Source organism: Haematobacter massiliensis (assembly GCF_000740795.1).
Classification (GTDB): domain Bacteria; phylum Pseudomonadota; class Alphaproteobacteria; order Rhodobacterales; family Rhodobacteraceae; genus Haematobacter; species Haematobacter massiliensis.
On sequence record NZ_JGYG01000019.1, the window covers coordinates 1 to 12,625 of the forward strand.

13 protein-coding genes are annotated in these 12,625 nt (G+C 65.8%); 1 reads left to right on the forward strand and 12 read right to left on the reverse strand.

Annotated features, from left to right (window positions below):
• Positions 1–240 precede the first annotated feature (240 nt).
• Positions 241–1,272, reverse strand: a complete 1,032-nt coding sequence (locus CN97_RS17735; protein WP_035714329.1) for a DUF7146 domain-containing protein — start codon at positions 1,270–1,272, stop codon at positions 241–243.
• A 3-nt stretch (positions 1,273–1,275) separates the two neighbouring features.
• Positions 1,276–5,637 (reverse strand): strawberry notch family protein, encoded by a 4,362-nt coding sequence (locus tag CN97_RS17740; RefSeq protein WP_035714331.1) that lies wholly within the window; start codon positions 5,635–5,637, stop codon positions 1,276–1,278.
• A 177-nt stretch (positions 5,638–5,814) separates the two neighbouring features.
• Between CN97_RS17740 and CN97_RS17745 the strand changes: the two genes are divergently transcribed.
• Positions 5,815–6,111 carry a hypothetical protein gene (locus CN97_RS17745; protein WP_035714334.1) on the forward strand — a complete coding sequence of 99 codons (297 nt, stop codon included), beginning with the start codon at positions 5,815–5,817 and terminating at the stop codon, positions 6,109–6,111.
• Positions 6,112–6,723: 612 nt separating this feature from the next.
• Here the strand turns inward: CN97_RS17745 and CN97_RS17750 are convergent.
• The 10 genes from CN97_RS17750 to CN97_RS17795 form a co-directional block, all read right to left on the reverse strand.
• The gene (locus tag CN97_RS17750) at positions 6,724–7,425 is read right to left on the reverse strand and encodes an RES family NAD+ phosphorylase (RefSeq protein ID WP_035714335.1); all 702 of its coding nucleotides are present in this window, start codon (positions 7,423–7,425) and stop codon (positions 6,724–6,726) included.
• Positions 7,422–7,823: an MbcA/ParS/Xre antitoxin family protein gene (locus CN97_RS17755; protein ID WP_035714338.1), complete on the reverse strand. Its 402-nt coding sequence runs from the start codon at positions 7,821–7,823 to the stop codon at positions 7,422–7,424. Before CN97_RS17755 ends, CN97_RS17750 begins: the two co-directional genes overlap by 4 nt.
• Positions 7,824–7,881: 58 nt before the next feature.
• Positions 7,882–8,526: a hypothetical protein gene (locus CN97_RS17760; RefSeq protein ID WP_035714340.1), complete on the reverse strand. Its 645-nt coding sequence runs from the start codon at positions 8,524–8,526 to the stop codon at positions 7,882–7,884.
• The gene (locus CN97_RS17765; RefSeq protein ID WP_028030772.1) at positions 8,519–8,938 is read right to left on the reverse strand and encodes a hypothetical protein; all 420 of its coding nucleotides are present in this window, start codon (positions 8,936–8,938) and stop codon (positions 8,519–8,521) included. The genes CN97_RS17760 and CN97_RS17765 overlap by 8 nt, the downstream gene beginning before the upstream one ends.
• Positions 8,939–9,013: 75 nt before the next feature.
• Positions 9,014–9,211 carry a hypothetical protein gene (locus CN97_RS17770; RefSeq protein WP_035714343.1) on the reverse strand — a complete coding sequence of 66 codons (198 nt, stop codon included), beginning with the start codon at positions 9,209–9,211 and terminating at the stop codon, positions 9,014–9,016.
• Position 9,212: 1 nt separating this feature from the next.
• Complete coding sequence (locus tag CN97_RS17775) at positions 9,213–9,590, reverse strand: DUF6915 family protein (protein ID WP_035714345.1); 378 nt, start codon at positions 9,588–9,590, stop codon at positions 9,213–9,215.
• 10 nt (positions 9,591–9,600) lie between these two features.
• Entirely contained in the window at positions 9,601–10,092 is a 492-nt protein-coding gene (locus tag CN97_RS17780; RefSeq protein WP_035714347.1) for a DUF6878 family protein, read from the reverse strand.
• Positions 10,093–10,193: 101 nt separating this feature from the next.
• On the reverse strand, positions 10,194–10,712 hold the full coding sequence (locus tag CN97_RS17785; protein WP_035714348.1) for a hypothetical protein: 519 nt from the start codon (positions 10,710–10,712) through the stop codon (positions 10,194–10,196).
• A 108-nt stretch (positions 10,713–10,820) separates the two neighbouring features.
• Positions 10,821–11,261 carry a JAB domain-containing protein gene (locus CN97_RS17790; RefSeq protein WP_035714349.1) on the reverse strand — a complete coding sequence of 147 codons (441 nt, stop codon included), beginning with the start codon at positions 11,259–11,261 and terminating at the stop codon, positions 10,821–10,823.
• A 125-nt stretch (positions 11,262–11,386) separates the two neighbouring features.
• Complete coding sequence (locus CN97_RS17795) at positions 11,387–12,586, reverse strand: hypothetical protein (protein WP_035714350.1); 1,200 nt, start codon at positions 12,584–12,586, stop codon at positions 11,387–11,389.
• Positions 12,587–12,625 lie beyond the last annotated feature (39 nt).

Genomic DNA, 12,625 nt, shown 5'->3' on the forward strand with positions numbered 1-12,625 from the left:
CGAAGGGGGTGTCCACATATGCTTCGCGATGCAAAGGCGGCCCTGCCGCCGGCGGAAATCAGTCGCCCCCCGTCCTTGAAGGGGCGGCCCCTTTGACGGCCGCCTGCCCATCTCTTGAAGGCCGTGTGGGTGACGGGTGGATGAGATTGCCCGGAAAGAGGCAAAGCGACGATCCACAGCCACGACAGTGACCCGTGACCCCTGCCCCGCACGCCCAGAGCTCCCCTTGCGCGATGCGGATCAGCCTGACAGGCGATGCCGATCCTCTGGCCCGATCTGACATGCCAGATGCTGGCGCAGTGCCTCCTTGCCGTTCGCCCGGAGATCATCGTTGAAATCCCCGAGAAGCGGTTCCAGCACCCGCACGGAAATCCCGACCTCGGTGGCTCTGGCGCTCAACCTCTCTGCCGCGCGTTGCCCGGCCGGATCGCGATCGATGGCGATGTAGAGGCGCTGCACCCCCTTCGGCAGCAGGACCGCCCCGAGGTGACCCGACGACAGTGCCGCCCAAACGGGAAGGCCGGGCACTGCCTCGACAAGGGACAGCATGGTCTCGATGCCTTCGCCGATGACGAGGATGTCGTCATGCGGGATCAGCCTGACGGCATTGCCGAGAAGGTGACCCATGGCCCGCCGCTGCGTCTCGACGCCCGCTTTCCCCTGTCCGTCAGGTGCCAGCCAGGTACGATGCACACCCTGCAAGGCCCCTGCCCCATCGGTGACCGCAGCGATCAGCGCCGGTCTGGGGAGGCTCCGGGTCTGGCCCTCATCCCGATGCCAGCATTTCGGGTGGAAGCGCAGGGCACTCATCACTCCGCCCTGGGTCAGGCCCCGGGAGCGGAGGTAGGTGTCGGCAAGCGTGCCTGCGACCGGCACCGAGGCTGCGAAGAGCCGCGCCGCCGCTGCTGGTGTGCTACCGGGTGCCTTCGCCTTCTTTGGCACCGGCGCATCCGGGAGGACCGGCTGCGGACGGCCCAGATGCGCCCGGGCCTCAGTGAGAAGATCGGGAAAGCGAGAGATCCCGGTCCTCTCGCGGATGATGTCGAGAAGATCGCCATGCTCGCCCGTGGCTCCGTCGGTAAACTTGCCGGCCGCACCGGGCCCTGTCGCAGGCCCGGTCAGCCGCACGAAGAGCGACCGGCCGGGATTGTTCTGCAAATCGCCCACGATCCAGTAGGATCCTTCCCGCCGTCCGGCGGGAAGGTAAGCGCGACACACGCTCTCTGCGTTCTCCGCAAGAGCGCGGATCACATCTTCAGTCTCGGAATACATGGCTCAACAACCTCCGCGTGCATGTAGTCCCGTCACAGGACAACGTGCAAGCAGACGATCCAGCACGGCGATGCCGGCAGGATCGATCGGACAGAAGAGGCGCAGCTTCCAGCTGATGATCTCCGAGAAGAAGCCATCGGCCTTGAGGCGGTCCTTGGCCGCTTCCGTGAAGCCGGAAAGCTCGATCCGGTTCACCCCCATGACGCGGGACCGGTGCAACTCCATCCCTTCGGCCAGCCGCACCACGGTCTTTCCCTCCAGCACGAGAGCATGGACCTGCGCCGCCGTGAGTTGCGGCGCATCGGCGGCCAACGTGGTCGCGACCCAGGCGGGTGAGACGCGGCGGCCGATGATCCGCCGCCCGTCATCGGTCTGCAGCCGGTAGACGCGGGTTTCGTCCTGGGGGAGCTGTTTCCAGATCGGCAGAAGCAGCCCCGCCACGATGTGCAGCGTGGATTCCGAGAACTCCGGCACATCGGCCAGCTCCGCCGTCCAGGCGGCGGTGAAGGCCGCGCAGTCAGCCTCGAGCCAATGGGTGTCCTCCATCATCCGAGCTGGGACCGTGCTGGCCTCTGTCGGGCGGATCAGACGGAGGCGGGGCTCGATGGTGCCATCATCCAGCATCAAGCTGGTAGCAGACACCTGCACCGCCGCCCGGCCGGAGCGGCTGTTGACGAGAAGGCGCGCTTTTGGGTCATCGAGCCAGTCAAGCGCATCCACCAGCGAGGTCGGCGTGTTGCGCCGTTTTTCCGCGATGGTCAGGAGCTGGGTTTCCGCACCGGAGCCGGGATGGGTGTAGATCACCCGCGCATCGGTGACGCAGAAGCTCTCGGCACGTAGCGTCTCGAGCCCGAGGTCATAGACCCCGGCCGCGATGGCCCCCTCGATCCGTTGGTCAAGCAATTCCTCGAAGGCCGAGAAGAGTACGGCCTGCATGTCGATCGTGAGCGCCAGCAGGCGATTGAGGAAGGTCGTGATCGGCGGCAGATCGTCTTTCAGCCCATTGTCATCGGTCAGGCTGAGGCCGGTGGCATCCTCGAAGGCCCCGAGTGAGCAGCCTGCCACATCGCCGCGATAGAGGCGTCGGTAGAGCTGGCGCAGGGCGTCACGAGCATAGGGGCTCTCGAGGTTGTCCTCGGGCCGGAACAGCCCCTGCCCGCCGGTCTGACGCTGACCGCGGGTGATGGCCCCGAGCGTGTCAAGGCGGCGGGCGATGGTGGAGAGGAACCGCTTCTCCGCTTTCACATCCGTGGCGACGGGCCGAAACAGCGGTGGCTGTGCCTGGTTTGTGCGGTTCGTCCGGCCAAGACCCTGGATCGCGGCATCGGCCTTCCAGCCGGGTTCCAGCAGGTAATGGACCCGCAGGCGCTGGTTCTTGGCCCCAAGATCGGCGTGATAGCTGCGCCCCGTGCCGCCGGCGTCCGAGAAGATCAGGATGTGCTTCTGGTCATCCATGAAGGCGGCGGTCTCGGACAGGTTGGCCGAGCCAGCCCGAGATTCCACCACAAGCCGCGCGGCAGCGCCCTCGCCCTTGCGCACGATGCGGCGCGAGCGGCCCGTGACCTCGGCCACGAGATCGGTGCCGAATCGCTGGACGATCTGGTCGAGCGCACCTGGCACGGGCGGCAGCGAGGCCAGCTTCTCGATCAGCGCATCACGCCTGCGGGCCGCCTCGCGGCATTCTACCGGCTGGCCGTCGCGCACCACGGGGCGCGAGGACAGGTTGCCCTCGCTGTCGGTGAAGGGCTCGTAGAGCTGCACCGGGAAGGAATGGGCGAGGTAGTCCAGGACATATTCCCTGGGAGTGATGTCACAGCGGATGTCGTTCCACTCGTCGGTCGGGATCTCCGACAGGCGGCGCTCCATCAGAGCCTCGCCGGTCGAGACGATCTGGATGACGGACGCATGGCCTGCCGCAAGATCGGCCTCGATGGCGGCGATCAGGGTAGGGGTTTTCATCGAGGTGAGCAGATGGCCGAAGAAGCGCTGCTTGGCAGACTCGAAGGCCGAGCGCGCGGCGGACTTGGCTTGGCGGTTCAGCGTGCCGCTGTCGCCCGTGATATTGGCGGCCTCCATCGCGGCGGCGAGGTTGTTGTGGATGATGGCGAAGGCCCCAGCATAGGCATCGTAGATGCCGCGCTGCTCAAGCGTCAGCGCATGTTCCAGCATCTCGTATTCGACGCCATCGTAGGAGAGCGACCGGGCGGTATAGAGGCCCAAGGACCGCAGGTCGCGGGCCAGAACCTCCATCGCGGCGACGCCGCCCGCCTCGATGGCTTGCACGAATTCTGCCCGCGTCGCGAAGGGGAAGTCTTCGCCGCCCCAGAGTCCGAGGCGTTGCGCATAGGCGAGGTTGTGCACCGTCGTGGCCCCTGTCGCCGAGACATAGACCACGCGGGCGTTGGGCAGCTTGTGTTGCAGGCGCAGGCCCGCCCTGCCCTGCTGCGAGGCTTCCATATCGCCACGTTCGCCCTTCGATCCGGCGGCATTGGCCATGGCATGGCTTTCGTCAAACAGGATCACCCCGTCGAAGTCGGTACCTAGCCAGTCAACGATTTGGTCGACGCGGGATTTCTTGGCACCGCGCTCTTCAGAGCGCAGCGTGGCATAAGTGGTGAAGAGGATGCCTTCGTTTAGGGGGATGTCGCGGCCTTGGGCGAAGCGCGAGAGCGGCGTGACGAGCAGGCGCTCCTGGCCGAGCGCTGACCAGTCGCGCTGCGCGTCCTCGAGAAGCTTGTCGCTCTTCGATATCCAGAGCGCCTTGCGACGGCCTTGCGCCCAGTTCTCGAGCACAATCCCGGCTGATTGGCGGCCCTTGCCCGCCCCCGTGCCGTCGCCAAGGAAGAAGCCGCGGCGGAAGCGGACAGCGTCTGCGGCATCGTCGGGCGCGGCAGACACCGTGTCGCCGGTCTCATCGACGGTCCAAGACCCCGCGAGATAGGCGTCATGCGCCTCACCGGCATAGATCACGGTCTCAAGCTGCGCGTCGGACAGCAGGCCGTCGCGCAGGACGGCGGCGGGGAGTTTCGGGCGGTAGGAGGGTTTCGGGGGCGCAACGGACGCCATGGCCGCGGATTGCACAAGCTTGGTCGGGTGTGGAGCGGCACCGGGAATGTCGATCGCCTGCAGCCGAAAGATCTCGTAGATCTCGTCAGAAAGGCGCGCGGAGCCGAGGCCGTCCTCCGTCTCGCGCAGCGTGTAGGCGAGGTCCTCGGCATCGGGCGTGGTGACATGCGCATCCGTCTTGGCCGACGCCGTTGACCGCTGGGGTCGAGCGGCAGGGCCGGAGGCACGGGAAGGAATTCCCCGGAAAGAGGAAATGGGCCGGGAACATGCGCCCACACCCGCATCCAACTCGACGCGTGGCGGGACCTCGGCGGTGATCCGGGCAAGGAGGTGGGCCACATCGGGCGAGATGGACCGTGCCAGATCGGCGGTGATGCCACCCTGCTCGCCGCCCCGGCATTTGTCGAAGACCGAGATCCGCGTCTCGAAGCTAGTGCCGTGCTTGGCGAAAGCAGCGCCCGACACAGCGCCGGTGAAGACCAGATGGGCACTCTCGGTCAGGCGGCCGAATGTCTCTGCCCACGCAGGCGCATCGGGTGCGAAACCGGCTCCGGTGATTGCGACCAGACGCCCGCCGGGGGCGAGCCGGGCAAGCGCCGAGCGGAGGTGGCGCGCTGTCGCCTCTGTCGTCCGGCCATCGACATTCGCCACAACCGAAAACGGCGGGTTCATCAAGATGACGCTTGGGCGGACGCCCGCGTCGAGATGATCGTCGATCTGTGCTGCGTCGAATGTGGTGACGGGATGACCCGGAAAGAGAAGGCGCAGAAGGTCGGCGCGGGTGTCTGCCAACTCGTTCAGCGCGAGGCTGCCGCTGGCGATTTCCGCGAGGATCGCCAGAAGGCCGGTCCCGGCCGAAGGCTCGAGGACCAGGTCACGCCGGGTGATCTGCGCAGCAGTGAGCGCCGCGAGCCCCATGGGCAAGGGCGTCGAGAATTGCTGGAAGCGCTCCATCTCCTCCGAGCGGCGGGTGTGCGTCGGCAAGAGGCCGGCCACCTTGGAGAGGATCGGCAGCAGCGCCGCAGGCGAGCCGGCCCGGGCCAGCAGCGCGCGGCCGAACTTCCGCAGGAAGAGGACCAGCGCCACCTCGCCCGCCTCATAGGCAAGCTTCCAGTCCCAGCAACCATCGGCATCCGAGCCGCCAAAGGCGCGCTCCATCTCGAGCCGCAGACGCAGCGCGTCGATCTGGAAACCTTGGGTCAGATCGGGCTGCAACACTTCGGCGACGGCGAGGATCGCTGGCGCGAGATCGCGCGATGGAACGGGAACGGGAGGCGCAACGGGTGCGAGATAGGTCATCGGGAAGCTCCAGAATGAGGGACAGGATCAGGCCCGGACACCCTCTCTCGGGCACCCTCAGGCCTGATCTTCCCCCGCCCATCTCTCCCTCTCGAACCGACGCGCCCCAGAGCTTCGGCTTGATTTTGTTCCTGTTATGTTCTATATTCAGGGCCAAGCCAGCAAGGGAGTTTCCCGATGGACAGCACCACATACGCCTTGCCCGCGACGCCCAAGCAGATCGCCTATGCGCGCTCGCTCGCCCTGCGAAACCAGACCCTCCTGCTCTGGGAAGTTCAGCAGGACCGCCGGTCGCTCAGCGCCTGGATCGAGGCGCAGGCCCAGCTGAAGCCGGTATCCGACATGGACCGGCTGCCGACCTCGAAGCAGGTGGCCTTCGCGGAGAAGCTCGCCCGCATCAAGCGCCGCGCCGTTCCGGACGAATGCTTCCGCGACAAGGGGTTGATGTCGAAGTGGATCGACGGGAACAAGTGAGCACGGCACCGGCTAGCTCCGGCCTTCCGGAGCTTCTGCTATGCCGTGGCTTGGCAAACCGAGCGTAGTTGCCAACCTATAGATTGGCAGATTATCCCTTTGGGACATCAGCTTCGGTCAAGCTCCTGTCCGAAGGACCAAGGTCTGCTCCCGGCGGCACGCCGGGAGATACACCGCTGCGATCTTCGGCAACCACCGCAAGTCGTGGCCGTCGCTTAACCCAGCGTCTTCAGACTTTCCTCCACTTGGGCTAGTCCCTCAGTTCTTTGGAAATGTTGGCATTGGAGCGTCCATAACGCTGGAACATCGCATTCATCAAAGCAATTTATAGAGGTCTCTTGGGGCAGAGACGTCGTCGTCTTCAGCGCGTCCATGGGAAGCCCATAAGACCGGCAGACTCAGTCCATCGTTGGAAGCCATGTGTTTCGCCGGAATGACCTCTCTTTCGTCCGGCGATGTGCTGCTCGTAGTGCGTCCGTAGGTGACGGCGGACAGTCCAAAGCCTCGAATAACGCCGGATGGTCACATGGCTGCAAGATCGTCACGTCAGCGCTGTTGCCATTTGCCGATTCCATTTCTTCGGCCCCTCCAAAACGCATGCGCCGATACTCGTCAGCCGACAGCCGTAACCGAGTAGTGCGGTGTCCCATCCCAAACAAGATCCCAAGACGCGCCAGGCCGGACATTCTGGATGGCGTGGGGCTCGAAGCAGACGAGGCAATTCCCGCCCGGCGCGGCAGCTCGGACCGAGGGGTAGATCAGGCCACGCGATCCAGCCCGGCGCAGATGCTGGGCCAGGCTTTGGCCCTCGGGATATCCGACAGCCGGATCCGGATGCAGAGCCGGATGGCCCGGCTCGTCGGTCAGGTCGTCAAAGACGCCGATGAAGTCAGCCAGCAATTCCACATAGCGAGCGCTGTCATGGAAGCTGCCGGTAAAGCCGAGTTCGCGCGTGCGGTGCCAGGCCACTTCGCTGACGGACACCATCACATCCCATGCGCAATACCATGCGCCGCGCTCCTCTGTGTTGAAGCGATTTCCGCCGGCGCGGGTATAGGTGAAGGCGGCGTTGACATGACTGTCGCCATAAATACGCTGATCACGGCTGCGCCGCTGCCAGGCAAGCTCGCGCGGGTCCAGATGCGGGTTGCGGCCACGTTCCGCCAGAAGACGGCCGCTGGTCAGACCTTCGATCTCTGCGAGGATCTCCATCTCGTCATCGGTATCGACGAGACCACGCAGGGATGGCGGCTTGTGGTAAGTGGCGGGCAGGAGACGAACGAGACCGCGATCGGAAATCTCGGTCTGCTTCATGCCCCACCACGCAACGCATCGAGATAGGTCCGAACCGCGAGAATTTGCGGCAAGCCCCCGTCGATGGCGGTGTCAACCGGACGGCTTCCCCCAAAGAGCGGCCCCGTGTTCGGTCGGGTGAACCAGCTTCGCGCGAGCGGCTCGGAGAAGTAGAGTTCGAGCGACTTGTAGATGCCGATCACCGCACTGAGCCGCAGAAGCTGATCCTTGGTCAGTTCCCCCGCGAAATCCGGCTTCTTGGCGCGCTTCCACGTGCTTTCCGACATGTCGGCAAGGCCAGCCGCTTCCTTGAGGCTGAGACCCCAGGCATCGGCCACGCGCGCATAGGCCTTCAACGCAACGGCGTTGATCTGTGCGGGTTCCCGGATTTTCTCAGCAACGTACATGGCGTCCTCCATTGGCCTGAATATAGATCATATGACCTCTTTGTAAAGATCAAATGAACTGCCCGCGCTCTCACCCGAACCGCCGCCCGGCTTCGGTGAAGGTGTACTCGTTCACGATGATCCCCTCCTCGATGGCCTCGTCCGAGGTGAGGTGGTCGTATTCGGCTTCAAGCTGCCGGTAGAGCCAGCGGGCCAGATCGCGCAGCGCCTCGGTCACGATCTCCTCCGCATCGCCGGTCGGCGACTGCCAGGTCGGGCTGTCGCGGGTGACGTCCACGGACATGGTGTATTCGTGGTAGTAGCGGCCACGGTGGCTGGCCTCGGCGGCCAGCTGGTAAAAATTGCGCCGCTGGAGGGCCTGCAGCCGGTCGGCGATGCTGTGCAAGGTTGCGTCCTGTGGCGCGTAATCCCGGATGTGCGCGGCCGCGCCCTTGGCGTGGGACCAATAGCCCTCGAAGCAGGCTCCGTCGCCCTGGCTCCAGAAGCCGGAGAACCAGATGCTGGGCTTGGCCCGCGTCCCGCCGCCCATCAGGCGGACGGGGGTGGTCTTCAGCCGGATGCCGAGGATTTCGCAGACCCGCTCGAAATCCTCGTAGACCGCGTCCCACCAATCGTCGTGGGGGCCAAGCTCGCGATACCAGCTGCGGGCCTTTTCCTTGGCGGCATCTGAAAGTTCCGGGAACTGGTAGACGGTGGTGCAGATGAGCTCAGGCATCGATGTCCTCCCCGTTGAGAGCCGCGGCCAGCCATTCGTGACTGCTGGTCCAGCCGAAGGATTTCCGCGCACCGAGATCGATGACATGCGCGCCGCCGCCGAAGGCGTCGAGGCGCGGCCGGGAGCAGGTCAGGGCGTACTGGAACCCCCAGAGGCCGGCGAGGTCGATCTCTTCCGCAAGGCGCAACACGAAGCGGATGACGGCTTCGACATCGCCGTGGTCGTCGTCATGGATCCAGATGGCGCTGCCCTCGGGCGCGTCCTGGAGCACGAGATCAAAGCCTGCGACCTCCGGGTCGTCTGCGTCCTGATCTGCGGCGCGAAGTTCCTGGAACAGCGCGAGCGCGCGGGCAGCCTTGTCGGGGGTGCCGACATCGAGCAGGCACGAGAAATGGGTGAAGTAATCCGCCATGGGGACCTCCTGAATGGGAAAGACCCGGCCGAGAGGCCGGGCACTCGATTGGGATGAAGGGGTGGTCGGGGGCGATTAGCCTGTGGAACTGTCGCCCGCCGCCTGTCGCGCGGCATGGGCGCAGAGCATCTGCCGATAGAAGCGCTTGCGCGCGGCCCGGAAGCCGCGAACGGCGCGCGTGTCGGGGTGCAGCGCCCGGACCGCTGCCCGAAGGACGGCGAAGGGCGAAGCCGTCGCTGGCACGCCGAGGCGCTGATAGGCTGGATCGGTCATCTCAGGTGACCTCGACCACGGGCGAGGCGAGATGCGGATCGACCAGCGCCTCGATCCGCGCCGACCGGCCCATCCAGGGCTCGGGCCGGATGGCCTTCACCCAGTCGGCAAAGCTCGGGATGAAGCCGAGGTCCTCCTTGACATGCTGCTCACCGACCCAGCGGGTCGGGATGATGCGCCCGGTCGAGAGTGTGAGGGTGCGACCGAAGATCGTCTCGGCCATGAAGATGCCCTCGGCATGGTGGCGCAAGGCCCGGTGCCGAAAGTCCGCTGTGATCTCCTTGCTCTGGTCGAACCAGGCATGCACCGCGATGAAGTCGTCGACCGTGCCGCCCCATTTCTTCACCGAGGACAGGGCGTGGTGATAGGGATGTGCCATCGCCGCCTCCTCAGAAATCATGGGTGTAGAGTTCGGACGAGGTGTACCGCTCGTTGAATTCGAGATGGATGCAGCGGGCCGCGGCGTCGAAGCAGAATTCGCCCCAAGCGCCGTCGTTGTTCTCCCAGCCGCCATGGGTGTCGGAAAGGAAGTCGTAGGCCAGTTGCTCGACGACATCTTCGAGCGAGAGCTGGCGCATCTCGACCTCGGGGTCGTCCCAGGTCAGCGCGGCGTATTCGATTTCGGTGGCGGGGAAATCGACGGCGATCTCACCGGACCATGCGCCGATGCTTTCGATCTGGCCGCTGTCCCCAGCACCGTCGAAGGTCACGGTGACATGGGTGATGCCGGCGGCCGTGAGGCCGTCGAAGAGGCGATCCTTGTTGCCGGGGCGCAGCGCTTCGATACGGGCGGTGCGTTCGGCATGCGCCGCGAAGATCTGCGCCATATCGACGGTCGGGGGGGCCATCGGCGGCGCGAGGGTGGGTTCACTCAGGGTCATCGGATGTCTCCGGTAAGAGGAAAGGATCGGAGCGGGGCCGGGCGATCTCTCTCCCCCGGACAAGCTCCAAATCCCCCCTGCCCTTCTCTGCCTCTCGGGCGTCACGCCGCGACCTGCAGCGCGTTGGCGGCAAAAGCGCGCCAGAGCGGGTCGACGAGACGCCCGTCCAGAAGATCGGCGCGGTGGCGCAGCCGTTGCGCCAGATTCGGCTCGCCCCAGGCAGTCGCGCGGCCGGCCTGCGCGCGCAACTGGCTCGCCTCGGTCACGACGCCCCGCGCTTCGGCCGCGCTCCACACCGGGTGGCACCAGGCGACGGCGTGATCACTGGCGGCCCCGGCCAGCACAAGGCGCTCGTCGCGATCGAGGATCGCCAGAAGCTGGGGCGCGACATTCGGGGCGATCCCCTCGGCATGGTCGATCGCGCCCTGCATGGCCTCGGCCAGAGTCGCAAAGCGGGAGAGGACCAGCGGCGCGGCCCGGCCCGACATGAGATCAGCCGGTGCACGGCGCGACAGAGTCAGGGCAAAAGGCAAGTTGGGATCAGTGTCGCCCGACGGAAAGGGTGGCGCGAAGCCCCGAGGGACTGCGGTCTGGTGAATAGGCTGGGGCAAGTCGAGCATGGGAAGATCTCCGACGGCGCGGGAAGCCTCTCTCCCCACCTCATCCGTCAAAGGCCAAACCGCCGCCCTCTTCCTCGAAGGGGCGGCGGTGATGAGTCCGATGGGCCTTCAGAGCTTGCCGAGAGCCCGCAGGCTCAGCTCCGCCCCGGCGCCGACGATGATGTGGTCATGCAGCGTCAGACCGAGGTACTTGCAGCCCTTCTGGATCTCCTTGGTCATGCTGAGATCGGCCTCCGAGGGCGTCGGATCGCCCGAGGGGTGGTTGTGGATCAGGACCAGGGCGCTGGCGTTCAGCATCAGCGCCCGCTTGATCACTTCGCGCGGATAGACCGGGACATGGTCGACCGTGCCGGTCGAGAGAAGCTCATCGGAGATGATGCGGTTCTTGCGGTCGAGGTAGAGAACGTGGAACCGCTCGATTGGGCCGCGGACGGTCAGCGCGCAATAGTCCAGAAGCGCCTGCCAGCTGCCGATGACCGGGTTTTGACTGAGGTAGCGGCCGAGGATGTCGCGGGCCTCGAGGACGATGGTTTCTTCCTGGGGGGTCATGGGGGTCTCGCTGAATTGCGCAGGCCGAAGCCCCCTGCCCTCTCGGGGCGGGGCCAGTGGCATGCATTTGAAAGGGGAAAGCGCGACCGCCACGTGCGAGGGCGGTCGCGTTGTCGGGCCCGGCGTCAGCCGACTCGGTCGAGGAGCTTCTTGGCGCGCCCTTCCATGTCGAGGCGGGCGTCCTGCTGGGTCTTGTAGCGTGCAAGCCGCGTGATGCCCTGCACGAAATCGAAGATGCTCTCGGGCGGGCGGCCCTCTTCCATCAGAACCTTTTCGATGATCTTGCCCGACTCCGCCTTCGAGAAGCCGCGCTTCCTCAGGAAGTCGTGCCGATCCTCATCCGTCCGCGCCACGATCTGCTGCCGCGCGGCCTTGATGCCGTTCACAAAGCCCTGCGGCGAGGAATTGGCGAAGCGCGTCAGCGCAGGGGCCGCCTCATGGGCAAAGCGCGAGGCGGCGTATTTCGAGTGGCGGATGGTGATCTCCTGGAATTCCTCGACGCCCCAGAGGTTGCGGTTCTGGCACACGGCCCGCAGGTAGAAGCTTGCCATGCCGAGGGTCTTCGCGCCCACCTCGGAGTTCCAGCAGTAGAAGCCCCGGAAGTAGAGATCGGGGGAGCCGTCCGGCAGCCTGCCGGCCTCGATCGGGTTGTGATCGTCGACCAGGAACAGGAAGACGTCGCGGTCCGAGGCATAGAGCGTGGTCGTGTCCCGGCTGATCTCGACGTCGGGGTTGTAGACTCCGGTCGACCAGTCGAGGACGCCCGGCACCTTCCAACGCGTATCGCCCGTGCCATTGCCCGCGATGCGCTGGACCGCCTCGACCAGCTCATGGTCATGGATGCGGCCATAGTCAGGACCGGTCACGGCGCGCAGTTCGGTGCGGCCGTCTTCCGTCTCGAAGGTCTTCACCTGCTCTGCGCGGTGGTTGGCAAGCCCGTATTGCAGGTTGATCCCCGCCAGCGGCGCGGGCAACTGCCGCAGGTAGGAGGCCGGGGCGCCGACGATGCTCGCAAGCTGGCCGAAGGCCCAGTGCGTGGGTGCCACCGGTTCATGTGCCTTCGGTAGCATCAGGTGCAACCGCTCGGCGCTGTCGCGCGCGGCCTCGACCCGGATGTCCGCCGTCTGCACCACACGGCTGCGGCTACGCTCGGACCGGCCCTTCACATTGGCCCATAGATCGTCGAGCGACAGATACCGCTCATCATCCGGCCGGTTGAACCACTCGGACGACACCCGCCCGTTCCGCTCACCCCGGCTCACATCCACTTTCCAGCCACCCGCTCGCGCCGGCGCGACCGGATCCAGAACTTCCACAACGCCCATCGGCTATCTCCCGCGACGGGCGCCGGGAGCCACTCTCCC